Below are 14,783 nucleotides of genomic sequence, written 5' to 3'. Positions count from 1 at the left end.
TGACCTATGGACAGCTCGCTGATACTTGGCCCTATGCTCCGGTTTGTCGACGAGACAACAGCGAGCGTGTGGGTGGAAACGCGCACAGCCGCACGGGTCCGGGTGAGTTCTGCCGGCAGGGAATGGGAAGCTGCCACCTTCTCCGTACATGGGCACCACTACGCACTTGTTGAGGTCGACGGCCTGGAGCCCGGATCCAGTTCGCCCTACACGGTCGAGATCGACGGCGAGCGGGTGTGGCCTGAGGAAGAGTCACCGTTTCCTGCCCCCGTGATCCGCACGATTGACCCCGACCGGCCGTTCCGCCTTTCCTACGGTTCCTGCCGAACCAGCGAAGTGAATGACCTCGCCGCCCACAAATCCCACGGCGTGGACTCGTTACTGGCGTTCGCCCTGCACCTCGCGGACCGGGGAGAGCAAGCCGCACCGGATCTCATCGCGTTCCTGGGCGATCAGGTGTACGCCGACCTGCCGAGCAGTGAAATGCGTCAGATCATCCGGAACGACCGCGGCATCAGCACCAAGCTGGATGCGGAGTTGCGCAACTACGAGGAGTACACCCAGATCTACCGGCTGGCCTGGTCCGGGCCGGCAATCCGGTGGCTTTTGTCCACCGTCCCGAGCGCCATGATCTTCGATGACCATGACATCCGGGACGACTGGAACTCGTCGCTGCTCTGGAAGAAGAAGGTCGCGACGATCCCGTAGTGGCGGGATCGGATCGTCTCCGGACTGGCGTCCTACTGGGTGTACCAGCACCTCGGCAACCTCTCACCCGAGGAGCGAGCGGCCGACGAAATCTGGCAGGCCATCCAGTCCCATCCTGGGCCTGGTGAGATCGAACTCGGCCCCATCGTCGAGGCGGTCGTCGATGAAGCTGACCGGGACCCGGAACGCTACCGCTGGAGCTTCTGCCGGGATTTCGGTGACACCCGGCTGATCGTCCTCGATTCCCGGGCGGCCCGGGTACTGGAACCCGGCAGGCGTTCCATGATTGACCCGAAGGAACTGCAGTGGCTCGACGAGCGGATGCAGGGCGACCGGCGGCACCTGCTCATCGCCACGTCCCTGCCGTTCCTTCTCCCCCGCGGGCTCCATCACATCGAAGACTGGAACGCTGTGCTGGCCGACGGCCGCTGGGGCGAACGCCTCGCCCTGGCGGGTGAGTGGATCCGGCAGGCAATCGACCTTGAGCACTGGGCGGCATTCCCCGACAGCTTCCGTGCCATTGCCGCCATGACAACCGAGGTTGCCGAGGGCAGGCGGGGCGTTGCCCCCGAGACCGTGACTTTCCTGTCCGGGGATGTCCACTTCTCCTATATTGAGGAAGTGGACCGGCCCATGCAGTCGCGGGTGCTGCAGGCGGTCTGTTCTCCGATCCGGAACCCGCTCCGTCCCGCCCTCCGCTGGGTTGCGGCGGTGATGTCGCGGCGGGTTGCCGGCCCGCTCGGTGGGGTACTCGCCCGGTTCTCCCCACACCCGCCATTCCACTGGTCAACGCTGAAGAACCCATGGTTCGACAACAACCTCGCAAGCCTGGAGGTGACCGCGGAGGGGTTGAAGCTGCGGTGGGACACCGGCGTCGTCATCGATGGGCACCATGACGCTCCGAAGCTGCAGGAGGTCACGTCGATCACCATCGCCCCGCACCCGGTAGCGGCGCGAAAGCCTCACTGAGTAATCCGCCGGTCCGCGGCCGCTAGTAGGTAATGGAGAACACCCACACCGCCAGCGTCATGGTCACCAGGGTGATCAGCACAATGCCGATCAGGTTGAGCCACAGGCCGCCGCGGATCATCTGCCCAATGGTCACGTAGCCGGAGCCGAACGCGATGGCATTAGGCGGTGTGGCCACCGGCAGCATGAACGCACAGGTTGCCGCCAGCGCCACCGGAATGGCCAGGAGCATCGGATCCAGCCCCAGGCCCAGCGCTACGCCACCGGCGACGGGCAGGAACGTTGCCGCAGTCGCGGTGTTGCTGGTGAGTTCCGTCAGGAAGATGATGCCGGTCGCGAAGATCAACACGATCAGGAGCACCGGCACGGCGCCCAGCGCTCCCGCACTTTCGCCGATCCACTCGGTCAGGCCCGAGGAGGAGAACTGGGAGGAAAGGGCCAGCCCGCCGCCGAACAGCAGGAGGACACCCCACGGCAGCTTGACGGCGGAATCCCAGTCGAGCAGCCGTACGCCGCGCGCCGCGCTGGCCGGCAGCAGGAACAGCAGCAGGCCCACCACCATGGCGATCCCGGCGTCGTCGATGGGCGCGGACGGGAAGATGACCGGTACAAAGACCCAGCTGAGGGCGGCCAGGGCGAAGATCGCGAGCACGCGCTTTTCGCCGCTGGACATGGGTCCCAGCTGGGCGAGTTCCTTGCCGATCAGCTCCCTGCCGCCCGGAATGTGGTCGATCTCGGGCTTGAACAGGACTTTGGTGAGCAGGAACCAGGCGATGGTCAGCATCACCACGGATAGGGGAACCCCCACGAGCATCCACTGCCCGAAGCCGATGCTGATGTCATGTTCCTCCTGCAGTACCCGACGAGGAGCGTATTGGGCGGGGTCCCGATGATCGTGCCGAGCGAACCGATGGAGGCTGCGTAGGCGATACCCAGCATGAGAGCGGTGCCGAAGTTGGACTTGATGATGGCGTCCTTGACTTCCGCACTCTGCGGATCCGCCCCCTCCAGGTCCGGATCAGATGCCGTCCCACGCGCATGACCGTCCGCTTTGCCTTCCGCCGCGGCGTCGGCCAGCAGATTGGGGAGCAGCAGCAGGACGGACACGCCGATCGGCAGCATCATGACGGCGGTTGCCGTATCGGAGACCCACATGCTGAGGAAGGCGGTGGCCACCATGAATCCTGCGACCATCTGTGCCGGTTTGGTGCCCATCACGCGCACCGTCTGGAGCGCGATGCGGCGGTGCAGATTCCAGCGCTGCATCGCAAGGGCAAGAAGGAAGCCGCCCATGAAGAGGAAGATGATGTTGCTGCCATAGGAGGCGCCGACGTCGTCCACTGCCACGTCCTCCCCCAGAACGGGGAAGATGATCAGCGGAAGGAGCGCCGTGGCGGGGATGGGAATGGCCTCGGTCATCCACCACACGCCCATGAGTACTGCCGTGGCAGCCGTCAGTTTGGCCGGATGCGCCAGATCGGCGGGCATCACGAAGTAGACAAGCAGTGCCAGGCCAAGACCAACAGCAAACCCGGTCCATTTGATCCGGTGGGTCTTGGGATCCTCGGCGGGGGCACGCTCGCCGGGCGATTTGAACTCGACATCCCGGTCCTGAAGCTCCTGCGGACCGGGAGGATTCATGGAGCCCCCGGACAGGGAACTCGTGCGCCGGGTGTCTTTACCGGCCGGTTGCGGCTTGAAAGGCATATCCACTCCACATCATTTGGGGATGGTGCAGTGCGTCACAGTTTTAGCCCCCTTGACGCTCCCCATCCTGCAGGAGTTTCGTTGAATCATGGAGTGGTTGGGCGGCGTGCTCGACGCCGAGGGGTACGAGGTGGGGAGGCAGATCCTCCAGCGCGGTGTCGCTGCCATCTATCTGATCGCGTTCATCTCCGCGATCAACCAGTTTCCGGCGCTGCTCGGTGAGAACGGTCTTTTGCCCGCCCCGCGGTTCATCGAGCGGGCCGGAAAGCGGGCCGGCCCCACGTTCTTCCGCTGGCGCTACTCGGATCGGCTGCTGCTGGCGGTGTGCTGGATCGGTGTCGGGGTCGCCGCGCTGCTGGTGATCGGAATACCGCAGTCCGGACCACCGTGGCTGCCGATGCTCGCGTTCCTGACTCTGTGGGCGCTGTACCTGTCGGTCGTGAACATCGGCCAAGTGTTCTATGGCTTCGGCTGGGAGAGCCTGCTGCTTGAAGCCGGGTTCCTGGTCGCGTTCCTCGGGTCCAACGAGGTGGCGCCACCGTTCCTGGTGTTGTTGGTGATCCGGTGGCTGGTGTTCCGTCTTGAGTTCGGCGCGGGCATGATCAAGATGCGCGGCGACCGGTCCTGGCGCGACCTCACCGCCCTCTACTACCACCACGAGACCCAGCCGATGCCGAATCCGGCCAGCCGCTTCTTCCACCTGCTCCCGAAGCCGCTGCACAAGGCCGAAGTCGCCGGAAACCACTTCACCCAGTTGGTGGTGCCGTTCTTCCTCTTCGCTCCGCAGCCGGTCGCCGGATGGGCCGCGGTCATCATCATCGTCACCCAGGCGTGGCTGGTGATCTCCGGAAACTTCGCCTGGCTCAACTGGATCACCATAGTCCTCGCTTTCGGCGCAGTCCCTGACTCCTTCTACGAGACCCTCGGCCTCACCATTGCGCCCGCTTACAGCACCACGCCGGTCTGGTTCGCGGCCGTCGTCGTGCTGGTGACCGCCTTGATCGTCTGGCTGAGCCGGCAGCCGCTGCTGAACCTGTTCGCGAAGCGGCAGCTGATGAACGCCAGCTTCAACCGATTCCACCTGGTCAATGCCTACGGTGCCTTCGGGAGCGTCACCAAGGTCCGGTATGAAGTGATCATCGAGGGAACAGCCGACGACGGCGCACCGGGCTCCCGCTGGGAGGAGTACGAATTCAAGGGCAAGCCGGGCGACCCGTCACGCATGCCCCGCCAGTATGCTCCCTACCACCTGCGCCTGGACTGGCTCATGTGGTTCCTGGCGCTAGGGTCCGACGGCGGCTGGTTCACGCCGCTGCTGGTGAAGCTTCTGCAGGCGGATCCGAAGATCCTGAAACTCCTGCGGTACGACCCGTTCAACGGCGAGCGCCCGCGGTACGTGCGGGCGCGGATGTTCCGCTACCGTTTCTCCACCCGGGAGGAAAAGCGTGCCAACGGCCTGTGGTGGATGCGGGAGGAAGCCGGCACGCTCGTGGAGCCGGTGTCATTGCGGGCCGTCCAGCGGCGCTGAGTCCGGCCGGGCAGTAACGTTTCAATTTCCTCCACCGCTCAGCGTGAAAGCGGATTAGAGTTGCTCAGGTGACCAACCCGCCTCCGCCACAGGTCCGCTCCCCACGGTACGTGCCCGGAATCAAGTACATCCTCATGCTCGGTGCTCTTGCCGCGCTGCCCGCGGTAACCACGGACATGTATCTTCCGTCGCTTCCCGTGGTGGCCGAAGATCTGCGGGCCAGCCAGGCGGCCGTGCAGTTCACCCTTTCGGGGATGCTCCTGGGCGGCGGCGTGGGCCAACTGGTCATTGGCCCCCTCTCCGACCGGTTCGGGCGCCGGCTGCCGCTCATCATCGGGATCACCATGCACGTGGTGATTTCACTGCTCTGCTCGATCGCACCGGATATCGGCACGCTGATTGTGCTGCGCGTGCTTCAGGGGTTCTTCAATGCGGCGGCCGCCGTCGTCGCTATCGCGGTGATTCGTGACAGGTTTGTGGGATCTGACGCTGCGCGTCTGCTCTCGCGCCTCATGCTGGTGATCGGGGTTGCCCCGCTCTTCGCCCCCACCATGGGGCAGGCTATCGCCGGAATCTGGCACTGGCGGGCGGTGTTCTACGCCCTGGCACTGATCGGCGTACTGCTGGTACTGATTGTGTGGCGCTTCATGCCCGAAACGCTTCCATCGGAAAGGCGCCGGTCAGGGCACGTCCGGAACGTCACCGCCGGGTACTGGCAGCTCCTCCGGGACAGGCGCTTCATGTCCCTCGCGGTCATTCCCGGACTTGGGCTGGGTGTGATCATGAGTTACGTAGTGGGCTCGCCCTTTGTGTTCCAGGAACAGTACGGGCTCAGCCAGGGCCAATTCGCGCTCATCTTTGCGCTGAACGGTGTGGCGCTGGTGCTCTCGGCGCAGGTCAATGCAACCCTGGTACGCAAGATCGCGCCGGCCAAACTCCTCCGGACGGCCGCCGTGGCACAACTCGTGTTTGCGCTGGTCCTCGTTGCCGTCGCCGCGACAGGATTCGGCGGTGTCATCGGACTCCTTGCAGCGCTATGGCTGGTACTTGGCACGCAGGGGATGATCCCGGCGAACGCGTCGGTGCTGGCCCTGAACTCCTATGGCCAGATGGCCGGGACGGCAGCCGCGGTCATTGGGGCGCTGCAATCGGGAGTAGCGGGAATAGTCAGCCCCCTGGTGGGCGTACTCGGAGGAGATGCACTGTCCATGTCCGTGGTGATGATCGGGGCAGTGGTGCTCACCGTCGTCGTACTCCTGCTCGGTACGCCGGTGTTCCGCCGGGACGGGTGGAGGGCCTTCGAGGTCCCGGACGAACGGGCCGCCACCCCAGCCTGAACCCCTGCGTATGCTGTCTCCATGACAGCTCCCCAGATCTACGTGAGTTTCCCCGGAACGGCCCGGCAGGCTCTGACCTTCTATGCGGATGTCTTCGGCGGTGAGCTGTCCCTGCATACCCTCGCGGAGTTCGGCCGAAGTGACGGCCCGCCGGATGCGATCGCGCACGGGACGCTCAGCGGAACCGTAGCCATGGCCGGATCGGATGCAGGACCGGGCGACACCCCCGTCCGTTTCCAGGGTCTGATGCTCTCACTGCTGGGTACCGCCGAGCCCGAGGTCCTGCACCAGTGGTTCGACAGGCTCGCTGATGGCGGGTCGGTGGTTGACCCGCTCGCGCCGAAGCCGTGGGCCGCCTCGGACGGGCAGGTCATTGACCGCCATGGACTGCACTGGCTGATTGGCTACGAACCGCAGTGAGGCTGCGCGTGAGTTGCTAGTCCTGCTCCGGGCCGTCCATAAATTCCGCTTTTCGACGCTGCGGCAGGTCATCAATCAGTTCGTTGAGAGCCAGCGCAATGGTGTTCCGCTCCCGTACCGGCAGGGGGTACATCCCGTGCAGGTAGGCTTCCAGCTCAAAGGCCCCAACGTTTCCGCCCACGCTGTAATAGTGCACCCACAGATCATCGGCGCTCACCTCGGCCTCGTGTGCCGCCAGCCAGGTGCTGTGTTGTTGGGTATGTTGCGTCATGCTCAGGCCTGTTTCAGAACGTGCAACCGGGAAATGGTTTATGCCCATGCTCTGGGGAACACCCGGGGAACCGGCTTACCCCCGGATAGACACTCGATCGTTCGTAAGCTTACCTTCTGCGGTCCGGTCGTGGGGGAAATCAGGCTGCTGATGGTTACCGAATGGAGCCTCTGCCCTAGTCGCTGGGGCTGGTCTCCGTCGTCAGGTCGCGGTCGTCGCCGCCTTCTTTGTCTTTATCCTCCGCAGGACCGGCTGCTTCATTGACGCCCTCAGCAGCACCCTCCGCTTCCTCCTCGGCCTTCTCCGCGGCCCGATCCTCTACCTGCTCTTTCTCGGTGCGCTCGGGGTCCCGCGAGATGGGATTATGCGCGTTCTGAAGACCGTCCTGAACCGGGTTCTGGTTGTCGTCGATTTCGGTGTCCATGATTTCCTCCTGTCATCATTCACGCTTGATGCGCCAACGTTACCGTGCAGACATTCCCCGTAGGTTTCCATGATCCTCAATCGGGTTCCAACGGTGGCAGACTCGATCCATGCGCGAACTCGTGATTCTCGGTACCGCCTCCCAGGTCCCGACCCGCACGCGCAACCATAATGGGTACCTGCTCCGCTGGGACGGTGAAGGCCTGCTGTTCGATCCGGGTGAGGGCACCCAGCGCCAGATGACCCACGCGGGGGTCAGTGCGTCCGGCATCACGCGCATCTGCCTCACCCACCTCCACGGTGACCACTGTTTCGGCCTGCCAGGCGTCCTGTCCCGCATGGTGCTCGACGGCGTCACCCACCCCGTGCACCTGCACTACCCGGACTCGGGGGAAGAAACGGTCCGTGCCCTGGTCTCCCTCGCGACACCGGGCCTTGACCTGAGGCTCACGCCGCACGGAGCAGCGGGACCCATTGCCGGTGGGCTCGAGGTCCAGCCGTTGCGGCACCGGATCGAGGCGTACGGCTACCGTCTCACCGAGCCCTCCTCGCGTACCCTGCTGCCGGAACGGCTTGCCGCCGCCGGGATCACCGGGCCCGACGTCGGCCGCCTCCAGCGGGAGGGGCGGATCGGCAACATCACGCTCCGGGACGTCAGCGTGCCGCGTCCCAGTCAAAGTTTTGCCTTCGTCATGGACACCGCTGAGTGCGAGGGCGCCGACGCGCTGGCGGACGGCGTTGACCTGCTGGTCGCCGAGTCCACCTTCAGCGACGACGACGCCGCCCTGGCAGACCAGTATCTACACCTCACCGCAGGCCAGGCCGGGGCGCTGGCGGGCAACGCCAAGGCGGGAACGCTGGTGCTGACGCACTTTTCCTCCCGCTATCCGGATGTGGACGTGTTGGCCGCCCAAGCGAGGGCCGCCGTCGTCGGTTCCGGCGGGAGCGGCACACAGGTCATCGCGGCAAATGACCTGGACCGGATACCGCTCCCAAAGCGCCGCCGCGCCGCTGCACCCTAGGCGGGGAGTTCCAACTCCCAGTCCTTCACGTCCGCAACCGGCGCGAAGATGCTCCCGTCCAGTTCAGCCAGCCCGACGCCGCTGCGCACCCGCCGCGGCCAATCACGGTTCGCGAGCGCAGCCTTTCCGAGCGCCACGACATCGGCCGTGCCATCCTCCAGCAGGGCCGTCGCGGCGTCCGGATCATCGAGGTTCCCGTTGGCGATCACCGGGAGCCCGGTGTGCTTCTTTGCGAGCGTCGCAAGCGACGGCCCGCTGTCGCCGAAGGCGGGTGCTGCCGCACGGTATTCGGTGGTGTGCACAAAATCGATGCCGGTGGCGGCCAGTGCCTCGAAGATGACCCGTGCGTCCTCGGCGCCGCCGGCCCATTTGTGCTCGTTGTCGCTTACCTTGCCCTGGGAGATGCGGATACCCACGGTCATGCCTGGGCCCACCGCCTCGCGGACCGCCCGGGTTACCTCTGCGGGGAACCGGACGCGGTTCTCCACGGATCCGCCGTACTCATCGGTGCGCTCGTTCAGGTAGTCCGTGAGGAACTGGTCCAGCAGGTAGCCGTTGGCACCGTGAATCTCGATACCGTCGAACCCGGCCTCCTGTGCCCGCAGCGCGGCGCTCACGAATCCGTCCTTGACCTCCGCGAGCTGCTCGCGGGTGATCTCCGACGGGACGGGGTAGGCTCCTTCCCCGCGGTAGAACGCGAGCTGTTCGCCCTTCGGTGCAATGGCCGACGGCCCGATCGAAGACCCGACAAAACGGTTGCCCTGCGACTGTGACCCGGCGTGCATGAGCTGCGCAAAGATCCGGGAGCCGGCTTTGTGGACGCGCTCCACCACGGTGGCCCACGATGCAGCCTGCTCCGGCGTCGCTATTCCCGGCTGGAACAGGTATCCCTGGCTGTGCCGGGTATCAGGGTAGATGCCCTCAGTGATCAGCAATCCAAATCCGCCGCGCGCGTAACCCTCGTAGTAGGTGCCCATGCGATCGGTGGCGTGGCCGTCCTCCGAGGCGCTGACCCGGGTCATCGGTGCCAGCGCAACACGGTTCTGCAGATCGGTGTTGCCCAGACGCATCGGCGCCCAGAGCGGGGAGTGCTTCGTCATGAAAATCTCCTTGGGTAGCAGGTTGCCGCCGGACCAGTCCGGCAGTCGGCCTGCTTTCCTCAGCGACCTAGCGCTGTGAGATATTCCGGGCGAGGTCCGGATGGTGGATTTCGGCGACGTCCGGATGCGCGCGTGCCCGCCCCTTGAGGACGTTCATGCCGTAGGTGGACAGCATCGGGTTGTCGGGGTCGTCGGAGATACCGCGGGCATCAGCTGCCAGTTCGGGCGGCAGCGGCACGGGATGCACCACGGCATCCAGCCGGGGCGACCAGAAGAAGGGCACCGAATAACGGTCCACCCCGGGCGGCGGCGCCTGGACCCGGTGGATGGTTGCGAGGAGGTAGCCCCCGGTGGCGACCTCCAACATCTCACCGAGGTTCACCACGAGCGCGCCGGGGATCGGCTCCACTGGAATGGGCGCCTCCGCACCGGGCGGCAGCACCTCGAGGCCGCCCACCTCGTCCTGCAGCAGCAGCGTCACGAATCCGTAATCCGCATGCAGGCCCACCCCCTGATCCCCTGCGCCCTCGAGCCCGCCGACATAGTGCACCAGCTTCGCCATCCAGGCCGGGGTGTCTTCGAAGAGCTCCGCGAAGTAGTCCTCAGGCTGGCCCAGGGCCACGGCGATCGCGGCGAGCAGCTCCGCGCCGACGTCGGACATCAGCCCAGCCCACTCCATTGCCCGGCGCTCCATTTCGGGAAGGATCTCCCGGGGCCACTGGTTGGGGCCCTGAAGAAGCCAGAAGGGCTGGTCAGCAGGGTAGTCCGCTACGGGCTCACGTTCGGGAGAGAAATCGATCTGCTCGCGGGAGTCGGCCCGGCCCCGGGTCACCTCGGTGCCCAACCGAGCGTAGCCGCGGAAGTGCGGGGAGTTGCGGTTGTCGAGCGCAAGCCGCTGCTCCAGCGGAAGGTCGAAGAACTGCTTCATCACCTCGAAAAGTCCGTCAACCTGGGATGGGCCGGCCCCGTAATTGGTGATCTGGAAGAAGCCCACCACGTGAGCTGCCTCCCGCAGCCGGGTGATGAACCCAGGGTCAAACGATCCATCCGGGCGGCGGGCGGTGCTGAGGTCGAGCACGGGAATCGATTGCTGGGATTGCTTCATCTAGGGAGAGTACCGCGAGCGCCCTTAGCTGATACTCCTCTTTGTGACGCAATGTTTCGCCGCGGTGTTCATGTGCAGGAAGGGGCCCGTCCGGGACGCGTCGCGATGGAGCTCAAAGGCGCGGATTCCCGGTGTCACCCCCTGGGGCCTGCGGCCCGTCGCCGGGATTGCGGAGATGCTTGTGCGCCTGGTCCCGCGCATTATCGATCTTGTCCTGGTGCTTGCCCTTGGTAGCGCGGTCAGCAACCTCCGCCACCCGGTCCACAACCTTGCCGCCGACCTGCTTTGCCTGAGGGCTGTTGAGCGCCTCCCGGACCTTGGGGTTGCGTGCCAGGTTCCTGGCGATTTTGCCGAGCGATCCGAATGAAGCCATGGTGTCCGTCCTTTCCGACGTGTCTGCAAGTACCAACGTAGCCCGACTGAAGAACGATCCCCCGGTATGCCGTTCATCACAGATCTGCCCTTCCGCGATGCCCTGCAAACCAGGACGGCTATCCTAGGTGCATCGCCGCAGCCCGCCGCCGACGTCGTTGTCGGTAGGTTCTCAAGCGGCCCACATCTAAAAAATGCCGACTGCGCGGGCCAGCCCGCATCCATCACCGTGGTCAGTTGGCGAAAATGCCGGAACAACCGGCAGAGAGAGGACCTGATCATCGTGGATCACAACCTTGTCGACACCCGCGGCACCTGGATGAGCCGGGAAGCACTTGCCGAAGGGATGATTCCCGTCATCGGCCGCCTCTACCGTGAAAACAACGTGGTCACGAGCATCCACGGGCGCAGCCTCATCAACAAGTCCACCATGGGCATCCTCAAGGCGCACCGCTTTGCCCGGCGCATGAGCAAGGAAGAGCTGCTCCTGGAGGAAACCGCTCCCCTGCTGCGCACCCTCGCTGAGCTCGACCTTGGCGCTGCCTCGATCGATGTGGCCCGCCTGAACCAGAAGTACAAGTTGAGCCAGGAGGAGGCCGGCGGTCCTACTCTGGAGGAGTTCCTCCGGGCGGAGCTGGCCGACGTCGTGGGGAAGCGCGGTGCCGACGCACGCACGAGCACCGACGTCGTCCTCTATGGTTTCGGGCGCATCGGGCGCCTGGTGGCCCGCCTGCTGATCGAGAAGGCGGGTGGCGGTCACGGCCTGTGCCTGCGGGCGATCGTGGTGCGCAAGGGGGCCGACAACGACCTCATGAAGCGCGGGAGCCTGCTGCGCCGGGACTCGGTACACGGCTCCTTCGAAGGCAGCATCCAGGTGGACGAGGAAACCAACACCATCACCGCCAACGGCGTGCGGATCCAGGTCATCTACTCGAATGACCCGGCAACAATCGACTACACCGAGTACGGCATCAAGGACGCCCTGGTGGTGGACAACACCGGCCGCTGGCGCGACGAGGAAGGCCTCAGCCAGCACCTGCAGAGCAAGGGCGTCGCGAAGGTGCTGCTGACCGCTCCGGGCAAGGGTTCGCTGAAGAACATCGTCCACGGCATCAACCACACCGACATCACCGCCGGGGACCGCATTGTCACCGCGGCATCCTGCACCACGAACGCCATCACCCCGGTACTGAAGGCCATCAACGACGAGTTCGGTGTGGTGCACGGCCACGTGGAGACCGTCCACTCGTTCACCAATGACCAGAACCTCATCGACAATTTCCACAAGGGCGACCGCCGCGGACGTTCTGCGGCCCTCAACATGGTCATCACCGAGACCGGAGCCGCCAAGGCCGTCGCGAAGGCGCTGCCCGAGCTTCAGGGCAAGCTCACCGGCAGCTCCATCCGCGTGCCCACCCCGGACGTGTCGATCGCCATCCTGAACCTGTCCCTGGAGAACGAGACAACCAAGGACGACGTCAATGACTACCTCCGCGAGATGTCGCTGCATTCGGTCCTGCGCAAGCAGTTGGACTACATCGACTCCCCCGACGTCGTCTCGACCGACTTTGTGGGCTCCCGCCGTTCCGGCACCGTAGACGGCCTTGCCACCATCTGCAACGAGAGGAACCTTGTCCTCTACGTCTGGTACGACAACGAGTTCGGGTACAGCTGCCAGGTAGTGCGCGTCATGGAGGAAATGGCCGGCGTCAACCCGCCCTCGTTCCCGGCGAAGGAAGCAGTGCCGACGGCGGAGCTCGCCGCCACGCGCTAGCCACGGGCGGGGGCCCGGAAGCCGGCCCCCACGGGCTCGTCCACGCTCCTATACTTGCGCGCATGGGAACGTCGCTGCTGTTCGGGGTCATCGCGTCAACGCCGCTCATTATCGGCTCACTCATCGGTATCCGCTTCGAACTGCCGAAGCGGATCCTCGCAATGCTGCTGGCTTTCGCCGCCGGATCGCTCATTACGGCCCTGGCGTTCGAGCTGTTCTTCGATGCCTATGAGCACGGCGGAATAGTCCTTGCCGCGGGCGGGCTGTTCGCCGGTGCCGTGGTCTTCACCGTGCTGAGCGCCCTGTTGGACAAGTGGGCCCAGCCGGGAGAGCAGGACGTTCCGGCTGACGAATACCAGGGCAGCGCCAAACTCGATACCGACGCCGCCGCGCAGGAGAAGAAGTCATCAAGCGTCTCCACCCGTGGAGCAGCGGGACTCGCGCTTCTCGCCGCGGTCACACTCGACGGCATCCCGGAGAACGTGGCCCTCGGCGTAGCCCTGGGTGAGGGCACGGGCGGGCTGGCGCTCCTCGCCGCGATCTTTGTCTCCAACCTGCCCGAGGCTCTGGTCGGCTCGTCCTCGATGCAGAGCCAGGGCATGTCCAGGGGCAAGATCCTGGGCCTCTGGACAGCATGTGCGGTACTGCTGGTGGCCGCCGTCGTGATCGGTGCCGGTCCGCTCTCCGGCGCGGATCCGCAGACCATCTCACTACCCCTGGCCTTTGCCGCCGGTGCCGTGATCGCGTCCCTGGCGGACACCCTGATGCCTGAGGCGTATGAACACGGCGGGCCCGCCGTTGCCCTGAGCACGGCGGCAGGATTTGTCCTGGCGTTCGTCCTGTCGCTGATGTGAGTCTGCCGCCCTATAGTCGAACAATGGAACAACGCACTCTTGGCAAGACAGCGCGCAATGTATCGGTGATCGGGCTGGGTACGTGGCAGCTCGGGGCGGACTGGGGCTCAGTCGAGCCGAAGGACGCCACCGCCGTCCTGGAAGCCGCGGCTGACGCGGGCGTGAACTTCTTCGATACCGCGGATGTCTACGGCGACGGACGCAGCGAGCAGACCATCGGCGCATTCCTCGCGGACAACCCGGGACTGGACATCACTGTCGCCACCAAGATGGGCCGACGCGTGGACCAGGTTCCGGAGTACTACACCCTCAGCAACTTCCGCGAGTGGACCGACCGCTCGCGCCGCAACCTCCGGCAGGACACCCTGGACCTCGTCCAACTGCACTGCCCTCCCTCCGCCGTGTACTCCTCAACCGAGGTGTACGACGCACTGGACACACTCGTGTCAGAAGGAGTGATCCGGAACTACGGAGTCAGTGTGGAGAGGACCGATGAGGCTCTCGAAGCAATCCGGCGGGGCAACACCGCCACCGTGCAGATCATCCTCAACGCCTTCCGCCTCAAGCCGCTCGATGAAGTACTTCCCGCCGCGCGGCAGGCCGGCGTCGGAATTATCGCCAGGGTTCCGCTGGCCTCGGGGCTCCTGTCCGGCAAATACAGCAAGGACACCGCGTTCCCCGAAGATGACCACCGCAACTACAACCGGACGGGTGCGGCGTTCGACGTCGGCGAGACGTTCTCGGGAGTGGACTTCGAGACCGGCCTGGCAGCGGCACAGGAGTTCAGCGCCCTGGTGCCGGACGGCGTGAGTACCGCCCAGGCGGCGCTCGCCTGGATCATCGCGCAGGACGGCGTGAGCACTGTAATTCCCGGAGCCCGGTCCGCTGCCCAGGCACGGGCAAACGCCGAAGCCGGGGGACATTCCGAGGTCGGCAACAGCATGAGCACCGGTGTCCAGGACATTTACGACCGGCACTTCCGGGAAGCCGTCCACCCGCGCTGGTAGGTACGTGTACCCCACAGAAGACCGCCGCCGTCAACATCGTCCACGGCGGCGTCTTCTGGTCTGTCAATTCCGGGCTAGCCAGTGAACAGTGCGGCCACCCGGGTGAGTGTCATAAAGATCCCGTAGGCCAGGGGCACTGCCACGAGTGCCCAGACAACGGTCAGTCGTGCCTTGCTGATTTCCATC

At 65.2% G+C, this 14,783-nt stretch carries 15 protein-coding genes and 1 pseudogene; 9 read left to right on the top strand and 7 right to left on the bottom strand.

Annotated features, from left to right (window positions below; all coding sequences use genetic code 11):
• Positions 1-6: 6 nt before the first annotated feature.
• The gene (locus BLS52_RS18850; RefSeq protein ID WP_245702834.1) at positions 7-708 is read left to right on the top strand and encodes a DUF7800 domain-containing protein; all 702 of its coding nucleotides are present in this window, start codon (positions 7-9) and stop codon (positions 706-708) included.
• A gap of 39 nt (positions 709-747) precedes the next feature.
• Positions 748-1,677, top strand: a complete 930-nt coding sequence (locus BLS52_RS18845; protein WP_245702833.1) for a metallophosphoesterase family protein — start codon at positions 748-750, stop codon at positions 1,675-1,677.
• A 22-nt stretch (positions 1,678-1,699) separates the two neighbouring features.
• Here BLS52_RS18845 and BLS52_RS11740 read toward each other — a convergent pair.
• Positions 1,700-3,318 (bottom strand): annotated as a pseudogene (locus BLS52_RS11740) (SLC13 family permease).
• Positions 3,319-3,472: 154 nt separating this feature from the next.
• On the opposite strand from BLS52_RS11740, the gene BLS52_RS11735 reads away from it, so the two are divergent.
• From BLS52_RS11735 to BLS52_RS11725, 3 genes are all read left to right on the top strand, one after another.
• A complete protein-coding gene (locus BLS52_RS11735) occupies positions 3,473-4,912 on the top strand; it encodes a lipase maturation factor family protein (protein WP_090586918.1) in 1,440 nt (479 codons plus the stop codon).
• Between the two features lie 68 nt (positions 4,913-4,980).
• Positions 4,981-6,249 (top strand): multidrug effflux MFS transporter, encoded by a 1,269-nt coding sequence (locus BLS52_RS11730; RefSeq protein WP_245702832.1) that lies wholly within the window; start codon positions 4,981-4,983, stop codon positions 6,247-6,249.
• Positions 6,250-6,270: 21 nt separating this feature from the next.
• Positions 6,271-6,669, top strand: coding sequence for a VOC family protein (locus BLS52_RS11725; RefSeq protein ID WP_090586917.1), 399 nt, complete (start codon positions 6,271-6,273; stop codon positions 6,667-6,669).
• A gap of 16 nt (positions 6,670-6,685) precedes the next feature.
• Here the strand turns inward: BLS52_RS11725 and BLS52_RS11720 are convergent, their stop codons facing one another.
• Together BLS52_RS11720 and BLS52_RS11715 are read right to left on the bottom strand one after the other, a co-directional pair.
• Complete coding sequence (locus tag BLS52_RS11720) at positions 6,686-6,940, bottom strand: hypothetical protein (protein ID WP_090586915.1); 255 nt, start codon at positions 6,938-6,940, stop codon at positions 6,686-6,688.
• 175 nt (positions 6,941-7,115) lie between these two features.
• Positions 7,116-7,364 carry a hypothetical protein gene (locus tag BLS52_RS11715; RefSeq protein WP_090586914.1) on the bottom strand — a complete coding sequence of 83 codons (249 nt, stop codon included), beginning with the start codon at positions 7,362-7,364 and terminating at the stop codon, positions 7,116-7,118.
• Positions 7,365-7,473: 109 nt separating this feature from the next.
• Between BLS52_RS11715 and BLS52_RS11710 the strand changes: the two genes are divergently transcribed.
• A complete protein-coding gene (locus tag BLS52_RS11710; RefSeq protein ID WP_090586912.1) occupies positions 7,474-8,385 on the top strand; it encodes a ribonuclease Z in 912 nt (303 codons plus the stop codon).
• Here the strand turns inward: BLS52_RS11710 and BLS52_RS11705 are convergent.
• The 3 genes from BLS52_RS11705 to BLS52_RS11695 form a co-directional block, all read right to left on the bottom strand.
• Complete coding sequence (locus BLS52_RS11705; RefSeq protein WP_090586910.1) at positions 8,382-9,485, bottom strand: oxidoreductase; 1,104 nt, start codon at positions 9,483-9,485, stop codon at positions 8,382-8,384. The two genes, BLS52_RS11710 and BLS52_RS11705, sit on opposite strands and share 4 nt — an antisense overlap.
• A 67-nt stretch (positions 9,486-9,552) precedes the next feature.
• Positions 9,553-10,590 carry an isopenicillin N synthase family dioxygenase gene (locus BLS52_RS11700; protein WP_090586909.1) on the bottom strand — a complete coding sequence of 346 codons (1,038 nt, stop codon included), beginning with the start codon at positions 10,588-10,590 and terminating at the stop codon, positions 9,553-9,555.
• Positions 10,591-10,702: 112 nt separating this feature from the next.
• Positions 10,703-10,963, bottom strand: coding sequence for an antitoxin (locus BLS52_RS11695; RefSeq protein WP_090586907.1), 261 nt, complete (start codon positions 10,961-10,963; stop codon positions 10,703-10,705).
• A gap of 318 nt (positions 10,964-11,281) precedes the next feature.
• Between BLS52_RS11695 and BLS52_RS11690 the strand changes: the two genes are divergently transcribed.
• From BLS52_RS11690 to BLS52_RS11680, 3 genes are all read left to right on the top strand, one after another.
• Positions 11,282-12,736: a glyceraldehyde-3-phosphate dehydrogenase gene (locus BLS52_RS11690; protein ID WP_090587008.1), complete on the top strand. Its 1,455-nt coding sequence runs from the start codon at positions 11,282-11,284 to the stop codon at positions 12,734-12,736.
• A 62-nt stretch (positions 12,737-12,798) separates the two neighbouring features.
• The gene (locus tag BLS52_RS11685) at positions 12,799-13,590 is read left to right on the top strand and encodes a ZIP family metal transporter (RefSeq protein WP_090586906.1); all 792 of its coding nucleotides are present in this window, start codon (positions 12,799-12,801) and stop codon (positions 13,588-13,590) included.
• Between the two features lie 23 nt (positions 13,591-13,613).
• Positions 13,614-14,597, top strand: a complete 984-nt coding sequence (locus tag BLS52_RS11680) for an aldo/keto reductase (protein WP_090586904.1) — start codon at positions 13,614-13,616, stop codon at positions 14,595-14,597.
• Between the two features lie 74 nt (positions 14,598-14,671).
• On the opposite strand, the gene BLS52_RS19140 is transcribed toward BLS52_RS11680, so the two are convergent.
• A complete protein-coding gene (locus tag BLS52_RS19140) occupies positions 14,672-14,782 on the bottom strand; it encodes an MFS transporter small subunit (RefSeq protein WP_425425040.1) in 111 nt (36 codons plus the stop codon).
• Position 14,783 lies beyond the last annotated feature (1 nt).

It is taken from the genome of Arthrobacter subterraneus (assembly GCF_900099735.1).
Taxonomy (GTDB): Bacteria; Actinomycetota; Actinomycetes; order Actinomycetales; family Micrococcaceae; genus Arthrobacter_D; species Arthrobacter_D subterraneus.
The sequence above is the reverse complement of the archived record's forward strand: the minus strand, read 5'-3'. Positions and strand labels throughout refer to the sequence as shown.

Coding starts and splice junctions, on each gene's coding strand:
- BLS52_RS19140 (WP_425425040.1), bottom strand. CDS start 14,782: ATGGAAATCAGCAAGGCACGACTGACCGTTGTCTGGGCACTCGTGGCA.
- BLS52_RS11690 (WP_090587008.1), top strand. CDS start 11,282: ATGAGCCGGGAAGCACTTGCCGAAGGGATGATTCCCGTCATCGGCCGC.
- BLS52_RS11710 (WP_090586912.1), top strand. CDS start 7,474: ATGCGCGAACTCGTGATTCTCGGTACCGCCTCCCAGGTCCCGACCCGC.
- BLS52_RS11685 (WP_090586906.1), top strand. CDS start 12,799: ATGGGAACGTCGCTGCTGTTCGGGGTCATCGCGTCAACGCCGCTCATT.
- BLS52_RS11700 (WP_090586909.1), bottom strand. CDS start 10,590: ATGAAGCAATCCCAGCAATCGATTCCCGTGCTCGACCTCAGCACCGCC.
- BLS52_RS11715 (WP_090586914.1), bottom strand. CDS start 7,364: ATGGACACCGAAATCGACGACAACCAGAACCCGGTTCAGGACGGTCTT.
- BLS52_RS11705 (WP_090586910.1), bottom strand. CDS start 9,485: ATGACGAAGCACTCCCCGCTCTGGGCGCCGATGCGTCTGGGCAACACC.
- BLS52_RS11735 (WP_090586918.1), top strand. CDS start 3,473: ATGGAGTGGTTGGGCGGCGTGCTCGACGCCGAGGGGTACGAGGTGGGG.
- BLS52_RS18850 (WP_245702834.1), top strand. CDS start 7: ATGGACAGCTCGCTGATACTTGGCCCTATGCTCCGGTTTGTCGACGAG.
- BLS52_RS11720 (WP_090586915.1), bottom strand. CDS start 6,940: ATGACGCAACATACCCAACAACACAGCACCTGGCTGGCGGCACACGAG.
- BLS52_RS11725 (WP_090586917.1), top strand. CDS start 6,271: ATGACAGCTCCCCAGATCTACGTGAGTTTCCCCGGAACGGCCCGGCAG.
- BLS52_RS11680 (WP_090586904.1), top strand. CDS start 13,614: ATGGAACAACGCACTCTTGGCAAGACAGCGCGCAATGTATCGGTGATC.
- BLS52_RS11695 (WP_090586907.1), bottom strand. CDS start 10,963: ATGGCTTCATTCGGATCGCTCGGCAAAATCGCCAGGAACCTGGCACGC.